At 28.0% G+C, this 18,501-nt stretch carries 17 protein-coding genes and 1 pseudogene; 15 read left to right on the top strand and 3 right to left on the bottom strand.

Annotated elements, in window-relative coordinates; translation table 11 throughout:
- Nucleotides 1-317: 317 nt before the first annotated feature.
- From CW731_RS10435 to CW731_RS15825, 9 genes are all read left to right on the top strand, one after another.
- A complete protein-coding gene (locus CW731_RS10435) occupies nucleotides 318-1,409 on the top strand; it encodes a TlpA disulfide reductase family protein (protein WP_100946667.1) in 1,092 nt (363 codons plus the stop codon).
- Between the two features lie 363 nt (nucleotides 1,410-1,772).
- A complete protein-coding gene (locus CW731_RS10430) occupies nucleotides 1,773-2,882 on the top strand; it encodes a TlpA disulfide reductase family protein (protein WP_100946666.1) in 1,110 nt (369 codons plus the stop codon).
- Between the two features lie 364 nt (nucleotides 2,883-3,246).
- On the top strand, nucleotides 3,247-4,344 hold the full coding sequence (locus tag CW731_RS10425) for a TlpA disulfide reductase family protein (protein WP_100946665.1): 1,098 nt from the start codon (nucleotides 3,247-3,249) through the stop codon (nucleotides 4,342-4,344).
- 57 nt (nucleotides 4,345-4,401) lie between these two features.
- Nucleotides 4,402-6,600, top strand: a complete 2,199-nt coding sequence (locus CW731_RS10420; RefSeq protein ID WP_100946664.1) for a peptidase domain-containing ABC transporter — start codon at nucleotides 4,402-4,404, stop codon at nucleotides 6,598-6,600.
- Nucleotide 6,601: 1 nt separating this feature from the next.
- Nucleotides 6,602-7,891: an HlyD family secretion protein gene (locus CW731_RS10415; RefSeq protein WP_100946663.1), complete on the top strand. Its 1,290-nt coding sequence runs from the start codon at nucleotides 6,602-6,604 to the stop codon at nucleotides 7,889-7,891.
- A 710-nt stretch (nucleotides 7,892-8,601) separates the two neighbouring features.
- Nucleotides 8,602-9,294, top strand: coding sequence for a GLPGLI family protein (locus CW731_RS10410; protein WP_100946662.1), 693 nt, complete (start codon nucleotides 8,602-8,604; stop codon nucleotides 9,292-9,294).
- Between the two features lie 154 nt (nucleotides 9,295-9,448).
- On the top strand, nucleotides 9,449-10,171 hold the full coding sequence (locus CW731_RS10405; RefSeq protein WP_100947684.1) for a GLPGLI family protein: 723 nt from the start codon (nucleotides 9,449-9,451) through the stop codon (nucleotides 10,169-10,171).
- A gap of 9 nt (nucleotides 10,172-10,180) precedes the next feature.
- Nucleotides 10,181-11,161 carry a carboxypeptidase-like regulatory domain-containing protein gene (locus tag CW731_RS15830; protein ID WP_232734663.1) on the top strand — a complete coding sequence of 327 codons (981 nt, stop codon included), beginning with the start codon at nucleotides 10,181-10,183 and terminating at the stop codon, nucleotides 11,159-11,161.
- Nucleotides 11,133-12,854 (top strand): hypothetical protein, encoded by a 1,722-nt coding sequence (locus CW731_RS15825; protein ID WP_232734662.1) that lies wholly within the window; start codon nucleotides 11,133-11,135, stop codon nucleotides 12,852-12,854. The genes CW731_RS15830 and CW731_RS15825 overlap by 29 nt, the downstream gene beginning before the upstream one ends.
- A 115-nt stretch (nucleotides 12,855-12,969) precedes the next feature.
- On the opposite strand, the gene CW731_RS10395 is transcribed toward CW731_RS15825, so the two are convergent.
- Nucleotides 12,970-13,203, bottom strand: a complete 234-nt coding sequence (locus tag CW731_RS10395) for a helix-turn-helix domain-containing protein (protein ID WP_100946661.1) — start codon at nucleotides 13,201-13,203, stop codon at nucleotides 12,970-12,972.
- A 393-nt stretch (nucleotides 13,204-13,596) separates the two neighbouring features.
- On the opposite strand from CW731_RS10395, the gene CW731_RS15595 reads away from it, so the two are divergent.
- Together CW731_RS15595 and CW731_RS15975 are read left to right on the top strand one after the other, a co-directional pair.
- The gene (locus tag CW731_RS15595; RefSeq protein WP_157812219.1) at nucleotides 13,597-13,755 is read left to right on the top strand and encodes a hypothetical protein; all 159 of its coding nucleotides are present in this window, start codon (nucleotides 13,597-13,599) and stop codon (nucleotides 13,753-13,755) included.
- Nucleotides 13,756-13,782: 27 nt separating this feature from the next.
- Nucleotides 13,783-14,180 (top strand): annotated as a pseudogene (locus CW731_RS15975) (GLPGLI family protein).
- Nucleotides 14,181-14,326: 146 nt separating this feature from the next.
- On the opposite strand, the gene CW731_RS10375 reads toward CW731_RS15975, so the two are convergent.
- Nucleotides 14,327-14,962, bottom strand: coding sequence for a viroplasmin family protein (locus CW731_RS10375; protein WP_100946657.1), 636 nt, complete (start codon nucleotides 14,960-14,962; stop codon nucleotides 14,327-14,329).
- Nucleotides 14,955-15,527 carry a phosphoribosylglycinamide formyltransferase gene (locus CW731_RS10370; RefSeq protein WP_100946656.1) on the bottom strand — a complete coding sequence of 191 codons (573 nt, stop codon included), beginning with the start codon at nucleotides 15,525-15,527 and terminating at the stop codon, nucleotides 14,955-14,957. The genes CW731_RS10375 and CW731_RS10370 overlap by 8 nt, the downstream gene beginning before the upstream one ends.
- A 169-nt stretch (nucleotides 15,528-15,696) precedes the next feature.
- Between CW731_RS10370 and CW731_RS10365 the strand changes: the two genes are divergently transcribed.
- From CW731_RS10365 to CW731_RS10350, 4 genes are all read left to right on the top strand, one after another.
- Nucleotides 15,697-15,933, top strand: a complete 237-nt coding sequence (locus CW731_RS10365) for an acyl carrier protein (protein WP_004569249.1) — start codon at nucleotides 15,697-15,699, stop codon at nucleotides 15,931-15,933.
- A gap of 12 nt (nucleotides 15,934-15,945) precedes the next feature.
- Nucleotides 15,946-17,199: a beta-ketoacyl-ACP synthase II gene (gene fabF, locus CW731_RS10360; RefSeq protein WP_100946655.1), complete on the top strand. Its 1,254-nt coding sequence runs from the start codon at nucleotides 15,946-15,948 to the stop codon at nucleotides 17,197-17,199.
- Between the two features lie 3 nt (nucleotides 17,200-17,202).
- Entirely contained in the window at nucleotides 17,203-17,940 is a 738-nt protein-coding gene (rnc, locus tag CW731_RS10355) for a ribonuclease III (protein ID WP_100946654.1), read from the top strand.
- Between the two features lie 90 nt (nucleotides 17,941-18,030).
- Nucleotides 18,031-18,501, top strand: coding sequence for an IPExxxVDY family protein (locus tag CW731_RS10350; RefSeq protein ID WP_100946653.1), 471 nt, complete (start codon nucleotides 18,031-18,033; stop codon nucleotides 18,499-18,501).

Here is an 18,501-nt window from a genome sequence, read left to right as displayed (position 1 = left end):
TAAATGTTCACGGCAAATATATTTTTTTTAATTTATTATTATAAAAAAACAAATTTTAAACATTGGTAAAGCCTTAAGTAGAGCTGAACAAAAAGAAGTTTTTGGTGGAGCGATGGCTGGTCCATGTAGAGATGCAGGAGTTGGAGATCTACCACTAGGTTGTTATTGTAACAAAAACACTCAATGTGCATCTGATAAATGTTCAGGGACTGCATCTGGGAGTCAATGGTTTCACAAATGTATAGCAGCTACTAACCCATAACTAAATTTCGAAGTCCAATAATTCATTATTGGGCTTTTTCAAATACCATTTTATTATGAAGAAAATATTTATTTTATTAGTTTTTATAGTTTTTATTTCGTGTAATAAAAATAATAATCGTTTTATTATTAATGCAGAAATCAATGGATTAAAAGATAGCCTCGAAGTTTATTTATTTAATTATGACACAAAAAAAGTACTTGATACTACTTTTGTATTTAATAATAAATTTTCATTTACTGGTAAATTAAATTACCCTGCTGAAGCTGCTATTGCTATAGAAAATAGTGAAATTTTTATAATGCTTTGGTTAGAAAAAGGCGTTATTAATTTAAAGTCAGATACTTTAAGTATAATAAAATACGGTAGAGAACAAAATAAAAATATTAAAGGACGATTAATAAATAAAATTGCGATTGAATATGATGAAGAAATGGAATTTTATTATAGTGAAAGAAGAAATGCTTATAACAAACTAAATGATAGTGTTATTAACCAAATTGAATATGAAAAGTATGTAAGTAAAGTTTATGATAAATCTTATGATTTTTTGATAAAAAAACCTAATAACTATTTTTCACTGTCCAAAATTTTTGAGTTAAAATCTGTTTTATCTAAAAAACAATTAAAAGAATATTACAAATTCTTAGACAGAGACTTAATACAATCACCCAGAGGTAAGGCACTTAAAAAGTTTCTAGCTAGAAAAAGTCTTAAACTAAGAGATAAATACATAAACATCACTGGAAGATCTCTTAATGATGAAATAGTTAATTTATCTGACTATGACAAAAAAATTATTTTATTAGATTTTTGGGCAGGATGGTGTGCGCCTTGCATAGAGAAAATTAAAAAAAACTACCATGTAATTAGAGAAAAATATAAAAATAAAAATTTTGAAATTGTAAGTTTTTCTCTAGATCATCAAAAATCCGTGTGGAAAAAAATGAGTCAAGAATTGGAAATTGGTTGGCCTAATTTTAGTAATTTGAAAGGTTTTGGAAATAATCCGGTACAAATTGATTACGAAATATATGAAATACCTACAAGTTTTATTATAAATGAAGATGGTATTATTATCCGCAAATTAGAATATGGTGATAATATACAAGTTGAACTAGAAAAAATATTCTCTCGCGAAGAATAGACACATACTGTGAGTGTCTCTAAATGTTCACGGCAAATATAATTTTTTAATTTATTTATTATGAAAAAATAAATTTTAAACATTGGTAAGGCTCTTAATAGGGCAGAACAAAAACAAGTTTTTGGTGGCTTTCATCAATTAGAAGATGCAGCTGATCAGGGAGGTTGTCTGAGTGCAGGTGCTTATTGTCGAACAGATGTTACGAATGAAGACCTAAAATGTTGTGGGTCTTGCAAAACGAGATCAGATGATGGTCGAGACGGACTTTGTGAATAAATGATAATAGTTAACTATGGTTCAAAATTAGAAAGCTATAGTTTTTCTTATATTACATCTCTAATTTAGATTTAAAGTTTAAAAGTAATGCGAAATTTCAAAAAATATTTTTTATTAATCCTAATTTGCTCTTCATGTGTTTCAAATAAAAAAGAGGACTCAAAGAATATTTCTATTTTAGGATATGTAAGAGGGCTAAAGGATAGTACCTTAGTTATTTTAAAAAAATCAGGAAATAAACAAAATATCGATTCAACTTATTCTTTAAAGGAAAAGTTTATTTTAAATTATAGAAAACTTGTTATACAAGAGGGGTTATTTTATCTTACTTTTTACACTAAAGCAGGAGCTGAATTGTATAGTTTTAATTTTTGGGGAGGTCAACCAAAAAATATAGTAATAAATGGGAATTTTGAAACAAAAAAAAATATAAAAGTTATAGACAGTAGAGTAAATAATGTTTTGAAAAAGTATAGAGTTGTACCAAATAAATATTCCAATAAAATTGATGAATTATTTGATTCCAATAAAAATCAAAAAGAGAAAAATTTAATATTTAAAAAATACATGGATACAATAAAAAAGGATCAAATAAATTTCCTTTTTAAAAACCCTAATACTGCTTTCACTCTAGACGAGTTTTTTAGGTTTAATGAAAAAATATCTAAGGATAGTATTTTAATTTTTTATAATAGTTTAGATGATAACTTAAAAGCATCAAACAATGGAGAATTATTAAAAAAGCAAATTTTAAGTAAAAGAATTAAAATAGGAGAAATGTTTCGTGATTTTAAAGCGAAAGATTTAAATGGGAATTATAAGAAGTTATCTGATTATAAAGGTGAAATTATCGTTTTAGATTTTTGGGCATATTGGTGCAAATGGTGTCACGTTCAAAACAAAGAAGAATTTTCTTATTTAAATGAAAAGTATAAAGATGATTTAGTAATTATAAGTTATTCTTTAGACGAGGAGAAAGATGTTTGGAAAAAATCTACGGAAAAACATAGTTACAAATGGGAAAATATTTCTAATTTATTAGGCGTAAAAGATCCTGTAGCTTTTCAATATGGAGTAAAACTATTGCCACATAGCTTTCTAATCGATAAAAATGGTGTTTTACAAAAAGAATTTATTGGTTATAAGAAAGATAGCTTGATTGAAAAAGAGCTTGAAAAATTACTAAATATAAACTAACAAATTAAAATTAATTTGATAAAAATATTCTCTCGCGAAGAATAGCCACATACTGTGAGTGTCTCTAAATGTTCACGGCAAATATATATTTTTTAATTTATTTATTATGAAAAAACAAATTTTAAACATTGGTAAAGCCTTAAGTAGAGCTGAACAAAAATAAGTTTTTGGAGGAAATGTAATTATTGATGATGGCTGTTATGTTAGGGGAGAAATGGACAATAACTGTGGTTGTAATTATAACAGTGATTGTAAGTCTGGAAATTGCGAAGGTCGTATTATTGGACTTTGTAAAGATAAACCAGCTTAATTATTAAATATGCATTTGCCTTTTTAAAAAGGCAAATGCTTTAAAAAAAAATACATGCGCTATTTAACACTATTACTTCTCATTACCTTAATAAATTGCAATACAAAAAAAAATAAAAATAATTATATAATAAGTGGTAAAGTATCAAATGTAAAGGATGGTGCCAAACTTTTTGTTTTTAATATTAATAAACAAAAAATTACAGATACTACAACTGTAAAGAATGGAAGATTTATTATTAGTGGTTATACTAAAAACCCTGAGCCTGCTATACTGTTTTTTGAAGAAAAATTTCCTTACCCTACAATAAATATTTGGTTAGATAATTTTGAAAGAACTGAGATTGATTTAGATATTATGGATTTTAAAAATAAAAAATCAATTTCATTACCAGCATTAGCTATAAAAAAGTCCAAAACTAACAAAGTTTTTTCTATGTTTGAAAGAGAAATAGAAGCTATAAACCATAAACAAAATCAAGAAATTACTTATGGTCAATTGAATGTTAAAAAATCTATTATTTATGAAAAATATAGCATTATAAGGAAAAGAAAATATTTAGATTTAATTTTCAACAATCCAAATAACCCAGTTTCACTCAATAAAATTTTAAATTACACAAATTCTGTTTCAAAAGATAGCCTTAAATATTATTACGGGCTGTTAGATCAATCCATTAAAAATTTAGAAGACGGAAAATTATTAAAAAATATTATTTATAATAATAAGCTAGAAGTAGGAGATTTTGCTATTAATTTTACAGTAAAAGATATTTCCGGAAAGACAGTAAGTTTAAATAATTTTAAAAATAAGAATATTTTATTAAATTTTTGGAGTAGTAACTGCGCTCCCTGTAGAAAAGAGAATAAAAAAGATTTTCCAGTACTTAAGGAAAATTTTAAAGATCTTATTATCATAAGTTTTTCTTTAGATTCTAATGAAAATTTATGGAAAATAGCTTCTAAAAAAGATGGTATTAACTGGTTTAATGTTTCTGATTTAAAAGGAAATGATAGTGAAATTGTTAATAATTATGATGTAAAAAAGCTACCCACATCTTTTCTAATAAATAAAAAAGGAAAGATAATCAGTAAAATAGAAGGAAATGTAAATATGCTAAAAAAAGATTTATATGATAAAGTTAGTTTTTAAAAATTTAGGTATTAAAGTAATAGATATCATCAAGTTTTAAAACAAAAAACATTAGCAATTTTGAACTTAGCAAATAGGTTTCCAACCTATAAACAAACAGAAGCCAAAGATTGCGGCCCTACTTGTATAAAAATATTAGCCAAACATTATGGTAAGCTAATTAATACACAAGAGTTACGTACATTAAGTGAAACTACCAGAGAAGGAAGTAGCCTATTAGGTTTAAGCGATGCTGTAGAATCTGTTGGTTTTAAATCTTTAGGAGTTAAATTAAGTTTTAATAAACTCTTAGAAGCACCATTGCCTTGCATTGTCCATTGGAATAAAAACCATTATGTAGTACTCTATAAAATAAAAAAAGATGTTGTTTATATTTCAGATCCAGCACATGGGCTAATTACATATAGTATAAAAGATTTTATTAAATTCTGGATAGGTAATAATGCAGACGAAACTACAGAAGAAGGAGTCGTTTTACTTATAGAACCTACACCTAAGTTTTATCAATCTGAATTTGACAAAGACGAGAAATTCGGATTTAGATTTATTTTTAAATATTTATTTAAGTACAAAAAGTTTATCATTCAGCTTATAATTGGTTTATTGGCGGGTAGTTTGTTACAGCTAATTCTTCCATTTCTCACGCAGAGTATTGTAGATGTTGGAATTAAAAATCAAGATATAAATTTTATATATTTAATCCTTTTTGCTCAATTATTCCTGTTTATTGGTAAAGCTGCTTTAGAAATTATAAGAAGTTGGATCTTACTTCATTTGAGCGCAAGAATTAATATCTCTTTAATTTCAGATTTTTTCATAAAACTAATGAAGTTACCAATCTCTTACTTCGATGTTAGAATGACAGGAGATTTGTTACAAAGAATAAATGACCATAAAAGAATAGAGCGAATATTGACGACTTCTTCTTTAACGGTTCTTTTTTCCTTTTTCAATCTAATTATATTTAGTTTGGTATTGGGATATTATAGCATGCAAATTTTTGCAGTTTTTGCTATTGGAAGTTTATTATATTTTACTTGGGTATTATTTTTCTTTAAAAAACGAAAGGAATTAGACTATAAACGTTTTTCAGAGGTAAGTACAGAACAAAGTAAAGTAATAGAACTAATTAATGGAATGCAAGAAATAAAACTGCACAATGCAGAAAAGAGAATGCGTTGGAACTGGGAATATGTTCAAGCCAGATTATTTAAAGTTGCTACAAAAAGCTTAGCTTTAGAACAGACACAAAGCGTTGGTTCTAATTTTATCAATGAAATTAAAAATATGCTGATAACTATATTATCTGCTAAATTGGTAATTGATGGCGAAATTACACTTGGTATGATGATGGCTATAAGTTACATCGTTGGGCAATTAAATGGCCCAATTGTTCAACTAATTGGTTTTATGAGAGATGTGCAAGACGCACAAATTTCACTGGATAGATTAGGGGAAATACACAATATGGAAGATGAAGAAAAACCTGGTGAAAATAAAATATCAGATGTTCCTGAAGATGCAGTGATTCGTTTAAAAAATATTTCTTTTAGATATACTGGGGGGCTAGAGCCTGTAATAAAAGACCTTTCTTTAGAAATACCACCCAATAAAACTACCGCCATAGTGGGTGTTAGCGGAAGTGGAAAAACTACATTAATGAAACTACTTTTAGGTTTTTACAATATTGATAAAGGGGGGATTTATGTGAATCAGTTTAATTTAAAAGATATTTCTGTAAAAGCATGGAGAAAAAATTGCGGGGTAGTAATGCAAGAGGGGTATATTTTTAATGACACTATCGCTAAAAATATAGCAGTTGGAGAAGATTATGTAGACAAAGATAAATTAAACTATGCCATAAAAGTTGCTAATATAAATGACTACATAGATAATTTACCTCTAGGCTTTAATACTAAAATTGGTGCAGAAGGTTCTGGTTTAAGTACTGGTCAAAAACAACGCTTATTAATAGCCAGATCTGTATATAAAGATCCGAAAATTTTATTTTTTGACGAAGCAACTTCTGCCTTAGATGCAAATAATGAGAAGGTAATTATGGAGAATTTAGATAATTTCTTTAAAAATAAAACCGCAGTTGTTATTGCACATAGACTAAGCACTGTTAAAAATGCGCATCAAATTGTAGTATTAGAAAAAGGGAAAATTATAGAAAAAGGAAACCATAATGATTTAATAAATCTAAAAGGTAGTTATTATCATTTGGTGAAAAATCAATTAAATTTAGGGAAGTAAGATGCCAGAAAATAATGAGATAGAAGTTAGAAGTGAAGAGGTGCAAGAAATACTATCTTATGTACCTAATTGGATGGTTCGTTGGGGAAATACATTATTTTTTTTACTGATACTTATGTTATTTTTCATTTCATGGTTTATTAAATATCCAGACATTATTAATGCCGAAGTTATATTAACTACTAAAATACCACCTCAAAAAGAGTACGCTAGAGTTAGTGGTAAAATAGATACAATTCTTGTTAGAGATGCTCAGAATGTTATAAAAAATCAACCTTTAGCTATAATAGAAAATACAGCCGATTATTCAGATGTTTTTCTGTTGAAATCAATTATTGACACCATTAAAGTTCAAAAAGAATCATTTTTATTTCCTATTAATGACTTGCCAATTTTGTTTATAGGTGATATAGAAGCAAGTTATGATTCATTTGAAGATAATTATATTAAATATGTTTTGAATAAAGATTTAGACCCATTTTCTCATGAAGTAAATGCTAATAGAATTTCAACCTCAGAGCTTAAAAGAAGGTTGTCTAACATGCAATCTCAAAAAAGGCTAAATGAAAAGGAGTTAAAGTTTAAAAAGAAAGATTTAGAGAGAAGCAAATCTCTTTTTGGGAAAGGAGTAATTTCAGAGAAAGAGTATGAATTGAAGCAGTTAGATTTTTTACAGTCTGAGAGAAGTTATAAAAACATGAATACCTCTATATCTCAATTAAGAGAATCCATTTCAAATAATAAAAGAACTTCTAAAGGAACTGAAATTGCCAAAGTTAGAGAGGAAATGACGTTGTTAAAGAATGTAATTCAATCTTTTAATCAGCTAAGAAAAAGTGTGAAAGATTGGGAAATGAAGTATTTGTTAATTTCAGAGATAAATGGCAAGGTTTCTTTTTTAAATTATTGGAGTAAAAATCAAACAGTGAGTCAGGGAGATTTAGTTTTTACAATTATACCAAGAAATAATTCTGCATTTATAGCAAAACTGAAAACCCCATCACAAAACTTAGGTAAGGTTAAAGTTGGTCAAGTAGTTCATATAAAATTAGATAACTACCCAGATTATGAATTTGGTGTTTTAAAAGGTATCGTGAATAATATTTCTGAAATTTCAAATAAAGAAGGGTTCTATACTATAGATGTTTCGTTACCTAAAAATTTAGTAACTTCATACAATAAGGATATTATTTTCAAACAAGAAATGAGAGGTGCAGCTGAAATTATAACAGAAGATTTACGTTTGATTCAACGTTTGTTTTATCAATTAACTAAAATATTTAATAGATAACTTCACTTTAAACTTATAAAAAACTAATTTTTTTAAAGTCATTTGCTTTACTCAATAAACTTGTTTAGAAACTCTAAGATAACCTAAAGTCAAATTATGTTTATTTTTTCCTATTTTGGAATAATCACCAAGATAATGTCTAGATTTTATGTTAAACTAGTTTAAGTTAGCTCATATTTATTCTTCTACAAACATTTCTTAAAACTATATTTATACAGAAATAAGCGTTTGTTTGTATAACTACTTTTTTAGCGATTATATTTTCATAAAAAAGAAGAACAGCACAAATTATTACCAATCAACTGTCCATTTTGGACTCCCTGAAAACAGTATGTTTCGGGTATCCCTGAATTCAGCTAGTCCAAATCGGATGGGTCTTTTTTTAGGTTATTAGAAAAAAGTTTCTCAAATTTGGAAGGAGAAAAAGCTATAAAAAAGAAAAAGTTATCCTATTTGTCATTTTGAAATGAGCCTTTGAGGGTATTTCGGCTTCGCTCAATATAAACTTATGAGAAATCTCATTTGCTTATCATTCCTGTAAATATTAGGAATCTATAAGAAATATAAAAACCGTGTAAATAAATGTATCACTTAAACAAAACAAACAGAGGAAGTGTTGCAAAAGTAAACTTTTTTCTATTAATTTTTTAGAAAATTTAGGCTTGTTTACTCATGAAAATCTCTAATAAAATAATTAATAATTTAATAAAATGAAAAAAATAATTTTAAGTTTAGTTTTATTTTCAACTTTTGTATGCTTTTCACAAGGAAGAATTACTTACAGTGTAAGTTTTAATGGACCAGATTTTTCTAAATTAGAAAAGAAGAAAGTTCCTAAAGAACGAATTGATAGAATTAAAAAAGCTATAAGAGATAGTAAAGATGTAGAGGCTTTATTATTATTTAACAATAAAGAGAGTTTATACTATGTAAAAGAAGACATGAAGAATGATTCTAAAAAAGCAATAAATTACACAAAATTATTTGCAGGAAATAATGAAAAATTTTATCAGAATTATAACGATAAAGACTTTTTTTATCAAACAGGTGTTTTGGGAGATTTAATGTTAGTAGAAATGCCACCAATTAAATGGAAATTAACGCAAGAAACAAAAAAAGTTGGAAATTACATCTGTTATAAAGCTATAAATTTAGACTCAAAAGATCAAAAAACAATAGCTTGGTACACTCAAGAAATTCCTGTTAGATATGGGCCAAAAAAATATTTTGGTTTACCAGGATTAATTTTGGAATTACAAGAATCTAGTAATTTTACTTTTACAGCTATTAAAATTGAATTAAATATTAAAGATATTGAAATAGAAAAGCCCAAAGGTTTAAAAAAACTTACAGCTGAAGAGTATAAAGAATTAATAAAAAAGAACTCACCATTTAAAAATTAATTTTAAGTTTCTTTAATTACAGATGGTCTTATTAATTATTTTAGGATTTTCTAAGTATGAGTTTTATCAATGTAAAAACATAAACACTCTTTAATTTAAAACCTTTCTTATTATAGTTTGTTTCTTATAAATAAAATTACTGATGAACACTTTTATGAAACCTATTTTAACCATTTTAATTTTTTGCATTTCAATTTCGCTTTTTTCACAAAAGATAAGTGGCAAGGTTACTTACAAGTTCTCTGCAGAACCGCTTAATGAAAAAAAGTTTGATTCTGCTTACACAGCAAGAACAAAAAAGAAGATGGATACTTGGATGAAAGGTATTTTTAAAAATACAAAAGATGTACATACATTTTTAACATTTGCTAATGGAGAATCTCTTTACGTAGTAGAAGATAAAATGCAAAATGATGGCAAAACCATTTTTAACCTTAATAGAACTTATGCTGGTGGAGACAATATATATTATAAAAATACAAACACAAAAGAATATTTTTTTCAAAATGATACAGGAGAACTTTTATTAACAGATCTAGCACCCATAAAATGGAAAATAACTCAAGAAACAAAGAAAATAGGAAAATATTTGTGTTATAAAGCAATAGATATTGAGTCTAAAAACAAAAAAATGAAACCTATTGCTTGGTTTACTCCTTTAATACCAGTAAGCTTTGGCCCAAAAGAATACAATGGTTTACCAGGTTTAGTGCTTTTAGTAGAAATGTCTAAAAGAAGTATAACTGCTATAAAAATAGTTTTGAATCCTTCAGAAGATATTGTAATAGAAAAACCAACAAAAGGTAAAAAAGAAACTGTTGAAGAATACAAGAAAAGAGTAGCATCATTTATGAAATTTTTACAAAAAAAATCATAAGCCTAATTTATGAAAAAGAAAAGTCTATTTGCCTTGTTTATTATTATTTCTACCTCTCTTTTTGCTCAAAAAGTAAGTTTAACAGGTTCGGTAAAAGATAGTTTACAAAACCCAATGCCTTATGCAAATGTAATTGCAAAACCCAAAGATGTCTCTAAAAATTTGCAATTTGCCATTACAGACAACGAGGGTTTTTATCGTTTGCAATTGGCAAAAGGAGACACGATTAACATAAGTATTTCTTATTTGGGGTACAAGCCCATAGATTATCAATTTATTACGCTTAAAAACACCAAAAAAGATTTTGTATTGCAACAATCTTCAGAAAGTTTAGATGAAATTGTAATAGAAATGCCTGTAACGGTTAGAGGCGATACCACTACTTATAAAACCGATAAATTTATTGATGGTTCTGAGCGAAAATTAAAAAATGTGTTAAAAAAATTACCAGGTGTTGAGGTAGATAAAAATGGTAGAGTTACTGTACAAGGTAAAAAAGTAACCCAAATGCTGGTAGATGGTAAAAAGTTTTTTGGTGGAAATTCGAAACTTGCCGTAGAAAACATTCCTGCAGATGCCGTTGGGAATGTAGAAGTAATAGACAATTACAACGAAGTTTCATTTTTAAAGGGATTAACAGATTCTGATGAAATGGCAATGAACATCAAATTAAAAGAAGATAAAAAACGCTTTGTTTTTGGTGATGTTGAAGTAGGGAAAGGTAACGAAGATTTTTACAAAACGAGTACAAATTTATTCTATTATGCACCTAAAATAAACGTGAATTTTATTGGGAATATTAATAATATTGGCGAAAAGACATTTACATTTCGAGATTACATGAGTTTCTCTGGTGGTGTTAATGCCATTTTTAGTGGTAATTTTGATTGGAAAGGTGGTGCTTTTTCACAGTTTATGGAAAGCAATGATGTTCTTAGTAAGCAAACAAAAGTTTGGCGCTTTGAACATTACCAAAACAGCGACTTCTAAATTAGATATTGCTGGTTTTGCTATTTTCTCGAACACAAATACAAGCTCTTTTGTAGAAGATTTTAACGAATACAATACATTTACAGAAGAAAGAACCAATAAAACAATTACAGATAATTTATTAGGTATTGGTAATTTGAATATAGAATACACACCAAATTCTCAAGAAAAATGGTATGTAAGAACACAAGTAAAAAGAACAAATAATGCAAATGACAATCGTTTAACTTCTTTGGTAAACACTAACTCTAATACAATTACTACAGATAGAGATCTAACAGCAACATACATCAACCAAAATATAGAATGGCATAAAAGACAAAATGATAAGCATACGTTTTCTTCAATTGTAAATTATATTTATGATAAAAACAACAACAACTCTTTTTGGGAAACGAAAAACCCAATTTTACAAGGTTTAATTCCTGCGGATAATAATCAGAATTTATTAAGAATTTTACAAGAAAAAAACACCAAAGAACAAAATATAGATGCTGTTTTTAAGTATTTTTGGGAGTTAAATAATAGCAACCATATTTATACTACAGCTGGTAATAAGTTTTTAAATGAAGATTTTTTTACAAACGATTTTCAGCAATTAGACAATGGCGATAACAATAATTTTTCTTCAGGTGGTTTTGGCAACGATGTAAATTTTAAATTGAATGATTTGTTTGCAGGAATTCATTATAAATTCAGGACTGGTATTTTCACTTTTAAACAAGGCGCTTTTTTACACAATTACAATTGGAAAGTAAATCAGCAAACACAAACTACAAAAAACAAATGGGTGGTTTTACCAGATTTTTCAGCAAAAATTGAGTTTAATAAATCTAAGAAAATTACTATAAATTACAATTTAAAAACTTCTTTTTCTGATGCTAGTAGATTTGCAAACAGGTTTTATTTACAGTCTTACAACTCTGTTTTTAAAGGAAATGAAGATTTAGAAAATAGCTTATACCACAATGCAAGAATTTATTATAGCAGATTTAGTTTATACAGAGGTTTAATGCTATTTGTGAACTTAAATTACAACAAACAAATACAAGGTGTTAGAAATACAGTTGCTTTTGATGTTAATAATACAGATGCATCTCAAAGAATTAATCAATTTTTAACAGCGAAATTATTTAGCAATCCGTCGGAAGATTTAAGAGGAACTGTGCATTTAGAAAAAAGTATAAAAAGCATAAAATATAAATTTGATGTTGGTTTTAATAACGCTAGTTACATACAAGAAATAGATAGTAACATTCAAACCAATAAAAATAATAGTTATAATTATGAAGTTGGTTTCGAAACGATGTTCGATAATTTTCCAACAATAGAACTTGGAGTAAGTAGAGATATTGGACGTTTTATTTCTAGTAACAATACTTCTAAATTTATAACCACAGAACCTTTTGTAACGATAGATTATGATTTTTTAGAGGGCTTTATTTTCAATTTTGATTACAAAAAGAGTATTTACGAAAATAAAGATTTAGGTCAGAAAAACACCTATGAAATAGCAAATGCAACCTTGTCTTATAAAAAAGAAGATAGTGCTTGGTCTTATAAAATTTCCGCACAAAATATGTTTAATACACAGTTTAAACAAAGCAATCGGTTTTCAGATTACGTAATTTCCGATAGTAAGACGTTTATTTTACCAAGAATACTTATGTTTAGTATTGGGTATAATTTGTAAGAGTAATATTGCTGCAAAATTAATCTTTTAGATAACTATTTAATAACATATAAAACCCCAAAATAGACAGTGTTTTGGGGTTTTATGATTTAAACAAACTATAAAGCCTTCTTTTTTATTTTAAAAAATAGTTTATCTCTACATCTAAAACTTCAGAAATTTCTAGCATGCGTCTAAAATCTAGTTTTGTTTTTCCTTTTTCTATTTTGTAATAACCACTTAAGGTAATGTCTAGTTTTTCAGCCAAATCAGTTTGAGTAAGCCCTAATCTTTTCCTTCGATAAACAATTTGTTTTAAAACATTATTAATTTGATAATCTACACTTTGAACGTTAATACTTTCTTTCATTATTTTTCTTTTAGCAATTAAATTTTTCTCAAAGTAAAAGTAACATAAATTATTCTTATATAACTGTCCATTTTGGACTAGCTGAAAACAGTATGTTTTTGATATCCCTGAATTCAGCTAGTCCAAAATGGATGGGTATTTTTTTAAATATTACTAAAAAATATATTACATCTTTGAAAAGAGAAAAGCTATGGAAAAGAAAAATTTCTCCTATTTGTTATTTTAAAATGAGCCTTTTAGGGTATTTCAGCTTTGCTAAAAAAAAACTTATGAGAAATCTCATACAAGAATATACTGGTATAGTTTTATCAAATAAAGTAAGAATGCCATTCCGAAAAGAGGAATGATTGAGGAATATCATCTATCTATAATTCGTGTAAAAATGAGGAATCTATGTTATTAGATTGTTTCGAAATGGTAAATAATTTGGCAAATGAATATGAAGAAACTCATCCAAATGCAAGTCATATTAGTGTTTATAACGAGTTCGCACGTATTTATGATGATTGTCATAGTAATAAGAATGTAACTAATTTAAACCTTAGCTCCTAAATTTTATTTAGGAGCTATTAAAAAAAAATGAAATTTCAAAAAAACTTACAAAGCAGGTTTTTATTAAGAGTAGATTTTGATGAGATTTATTATTCAAATAAAAATGAAACAATACAACAAATAAATGTTTATGGCGAAGATTTTATAATTAGTTATCCGCTTTTTAATTGGAGAATAACGCAAGAAAAAAGAATGATTGGCAAATATATGTGTTTTAAAGCAAAGGTAATAAAAGAAGTACAGAATCTAAAGGTATTCATAAAACTCCTGTAACTGCATGGTTTTCTAAAAGTTTCCCTTTCAATTATGGTCCAGAAGAATATTGTGGTTTGCCTGGTTTAATTATAGAATTACAAGAAAGAGGCATAAAATATCAATTAAAAAAAAATGAGAACGTAAAAAACATCAATTTTAAAAAAAAATAAAGGTAGAAAAATAACTTTAAAAGAACTTAAATATTTAGATAAAGAGGTGTATTTGAAAAGAAAAAAAATGTAGTATTCAATTTTCAGTTAACAGTTTTTACAAGAGTGAGTAACTAAAAACCTGCTACCGAAAATTGCCAACTATTTCACTTCCTTCCAAAATCTGCAGGAATTTCTCCCCAAGCTTTGGTTTCCCATTTCAAAATTGGGTTTTTAAAAGTGTTTTCTTTAAGCCAATTTTCTGCTCTTTTTATAAGTTCTAAAAGATCTTTATTGGAAGCATCGAAATGCATGTTGGTTTTACATCTTTTTTGTTTTATCCAGCTCATGGCAATTCTAGAATCCGAATAAATAGGTATGTTTTCTTTGTTTTTACTTTTTAATAGGGCAATACCATGTACCAAAGCTAAAAACTCACCGATATTATTAGTGCCTTTTTTATAAGGACCTTTTCTAAAAATTTCTTGCTTGTTGTGTGTTAAAACCCCTCTATATTCCATTTTACCAGGATTACCAGCACACGCAGCATCCACAGAAATACTTTCTAAATTTGGTTGCCCACATTTTGCTTTTTCAGAAGAAGATAATGTTGGTTTTTTAGTATTCTTTCCTATATAATCTTCATATTTTTTGGTAGCCGCAGTTTCAGCTTCATTTAAATCTGCAAAAGACTTGTATTGCGCACCTTCAAAACCATCAATTTGTTTCTTGCAGACTTTCCAAGAAGTAAAAACCCCTTTTTTTCGTCCGTTCCAAACTACATAAAACTTTTTTTTACTCATTTGTACTTAAAATTACTTCTTCTATTACCTTCGGAAAGTAGTGTTGTTCTAATAAATGGATCTTTTCTGCGATTGTTTCTGGAGTATCTTGGTCGTTTAATTCCGTTTTTGATTGAAAAATGATGGCTCCTTCGTCATAATTTTCATTTACGTAGTGAATTGTTATGCCGGTTTCTGTCTCATTATTTTCTTTTACAGCTTTATGCACGTGCATTCCATACATTCCTTTTCCGCCATATTTTGGTAATAATGCAGGATGAATATTAATGATTTTATTTGGAAAAGCAGCTATAATTTTCTGCGGAATTCGCCATAAAAAACCAGCTAGAACGATATAATCTGCTTCGTTTTTTAAGATGTTTAAAATTTTATCTGTGGTAGAAAAATCATCTTTATTAAAGAGCAAACAGTTTATTTCTAGATTCTTACACCTATCAAACACTTTGGCATGTTCATTGTTACATAATACATTAGTAACCTTAGCGGTTTTAGTGTGATTAAAAAACTTAATAATATTCTCTGCGTTCGAACCAGAACCAGATGCAAAAATAACAATACGCTTCATATCTATCTTTCTAAGCTACAAAAAAAGGAATAATTATTAACAAACTGATTATTTTAAGTAAAGATTAAATTATTTTATTTACTTTTAGTAATCATTTTAGGGACAAAAATTAGTTATAATTAATAAGAATTGTATTTTTGCCCAGATTTAAAATTTAAAATAAAAAATTATGTCAGACATTGCATCAAGAGTAAAAGCGATTATCGTAGACAAATTAGGCGTTGACGATAACGAAGTAACAACAGAAGCTAGCTTCACAAATGATTTAGGAGCAGATTCTTTAGATACTGTTGAGTTAATCATGGAATTCGAAAAAGAATTTGATATCCAAATTCCAGACGATCAAGCAGAAAACATCGGAACTGTTGGACAAGCAGTTAGTTATATAGAAGAAGCTAAAAAGTAATATTTATATTATATGCAATTAAAACGAGTTGTAGTCACTGGACTTGGAGCATTAACGCCCATAGGAAATAATATTGAAGAATATTGGAACGCTTTAGTTAACGGAGTTAGCGGAGCTGCGCCTATAACGCATTTTGATGCCTCCAAGTTCAAAACTCGTTTCGCATGTGAGTTGAAGAACTTTAACCCTACAGATTTTATAAATCGAAAGGATGCTCGTAAGATGGATCGATTTACGCAATATGCAATGGTTGCTTCAGATGAAGCAATTGCAGATTCTAAATTAGATTTAGATACTATAAACAAATTGCGAGTTGGTGTTATTTGGGGAGCTGGAATTGGTGGTTTAGAAACTTTTCAAAATGAAGTTTTAAATTATGCCGCTGGTGATGGAAGTCCGAGATTTAACCCTTTCTTCATTCCAAAAATGATTGCAGACATTGCACCGGGTCATATTTCTATTAAAAACGGATTTATGGGACCAAACTATACAACTGTTTCTGCTTGTGCATCATCGGCAAACGCGATGATAGATGCTTTAAATTATATTCGTTTAGGATATTGTGACGTTATTGTTACAGGAGGTTCTGAAGCTGCAATTACTATTGCAGGAGTTGGAGGTTTTAGCTCTATGCAAGCTTTATCACCTAGAAACGATAGTCCAGAAACTGCTTCAAGACCATTCGATGCAAATAGAGATGGTTTTGTCTTAGGAGAAGGCGCAGGAGCACTCGTTTTAGAAGAATACGAATACGCCAAAGCAAGAGGCGCAAAAATCTACGCAGAGGTAATTGGAGGAGGAATGTCTTCTGATGCATATCACATTACTGCACCACATCCAGAAGGAATTGGAGTAATAGCTGTGATGAAAAACTGTTTAGAAAATTCAGGTATTAAACCTGAAGATGTAGATCATATTAATACACACGGTACTTCTACACCACTTGGTGATGTTGCAGAATTAAAAGCAATTTCAGCTGTTTTTGGAGATCATGCTAAGAATATTAATATCAATTCTACAAAATCTATGACTGGCCACCTATTAGGTGCAGCTGGTGCTATAGAATCTATTGCTTCTATATTAGCAATGGAACATGGTATTGTACCACCAACAATTAATCATCAAACAATTGATGAGAACATTAATCCAGAGTTAAACTTAACCTTAAACAAGCCTCAGAAAAGAGATATTAAGGTTGCTATGAGTAATACTTTTGGTTTTGGAGGGCATAACGCATGTGTAGCTTTTAAGAAAATAGATGAGTAGTTTATGAATTTTATTCGTAAAATAGTTCAATCTCATTCTAAAGAGGATGCAGAATTTCACAACGAATTAAAAAAATTACTCAATTTTTCTCCAAGAAGAATTAATAAATATAAAAAGGCATTTACCCACAGATCTATTCAAATGATAGATAAAAAGGGAATTCCTATAAATTATGAGCGCCTAGAATTTTTAGGAGATTCTATTTTAGGTTCTGTAATTGCCGCATATTTATATAAAAAAGTACCTACAGGTTCAGAAGGTTACTTAACACAAATGCGTTCTAAAATTGTAAGTAGAGAGCATTTAAATGAATTAGGAAAAGACCTAAACCTAATTAAATTTGTAAAAAGTAATATTGACCAAGGAAGTGTTGGAGACAATATTCATGGGAATATTTTTGAAGCCCTAATTGGTGCTATTTACTTAGATAAAGGATATAATTTCTGTCAGAAGTTTATTTACCACAACGTAATTGTTCCATACGTAGACATAGAGAAACTAGAGGGTAAAATTACAAGTTACAAAGGTTTAATTATAGAATGGTGTCAAAAACAAAAGAAAAAATATAGTTTTGATACGTACGAAGACTCAGGTAATGACCCTATAAAACACTTTAGTGTTAAGATAAGTATAGATGGCGAGCAGATTGCCAAAGGAAGAGCTACTTCTAAGAAAAAAGCAGAAGAACAAGCTTCAAAAAGAGTGTATTTCGCTTTCCAAGATCAGATTTCTTTAGATTAAAGCGATAACGTTTTCGTTAAAATAACTTAGAATACTCGCAAACTATTAGTAATTTAGCAAGATTAAACACCGATTGTAAATTCACAATGTATGCAAATTCATGCTTTAGGTTTAGAAGATTTTTGTGAAGAAGAATACTCTTTAATAGGTATTCATACAGCTTTAGAAGACTACAAGCTTGCGTATTTACTAAATAAAAATTTGAATACGCGTTTTTCTAAATCTCAAAAAAATTTAGAATTTGAGAACGATAAAAATATAGCATCATTTTCTATCTATAATTTCTCTAGTAAAAAATATGACTTTGATTGGTTTTTAATAGCCAATAGTTTTAAAAGAGAAAATCAAACAGAATCAAACGAATTACTGTTAACAACAGAAACAAGGGCATACTTAATTCCAGAAAAGAAAAAAGTAGATTTTTTTATTAAAATTTCTGGTGAAGTAGATGTAGATTATGTTGAAAGTGCAGTAAGTAAAATTAAAAATATTGAACAAGTTATAACCTCTTATTCAATAGATAAAAACACATTAAAGTCTAAAGACTTTTTAATATTTTAA

It is taken from the genome of Polaribacter sp. ALD11 (genome assembly GCF_002831685.1).
Classification (GTDB): Bacteria; Bacteroidota; Bacteroidia; order Flavobacteriales; family Flavobacteriaceae; genus Polaribacter.
Note: the sequence above shows the minus strand (reverse complement) of the source record. Positions and strands in the feature narration are given on the sequence as shown.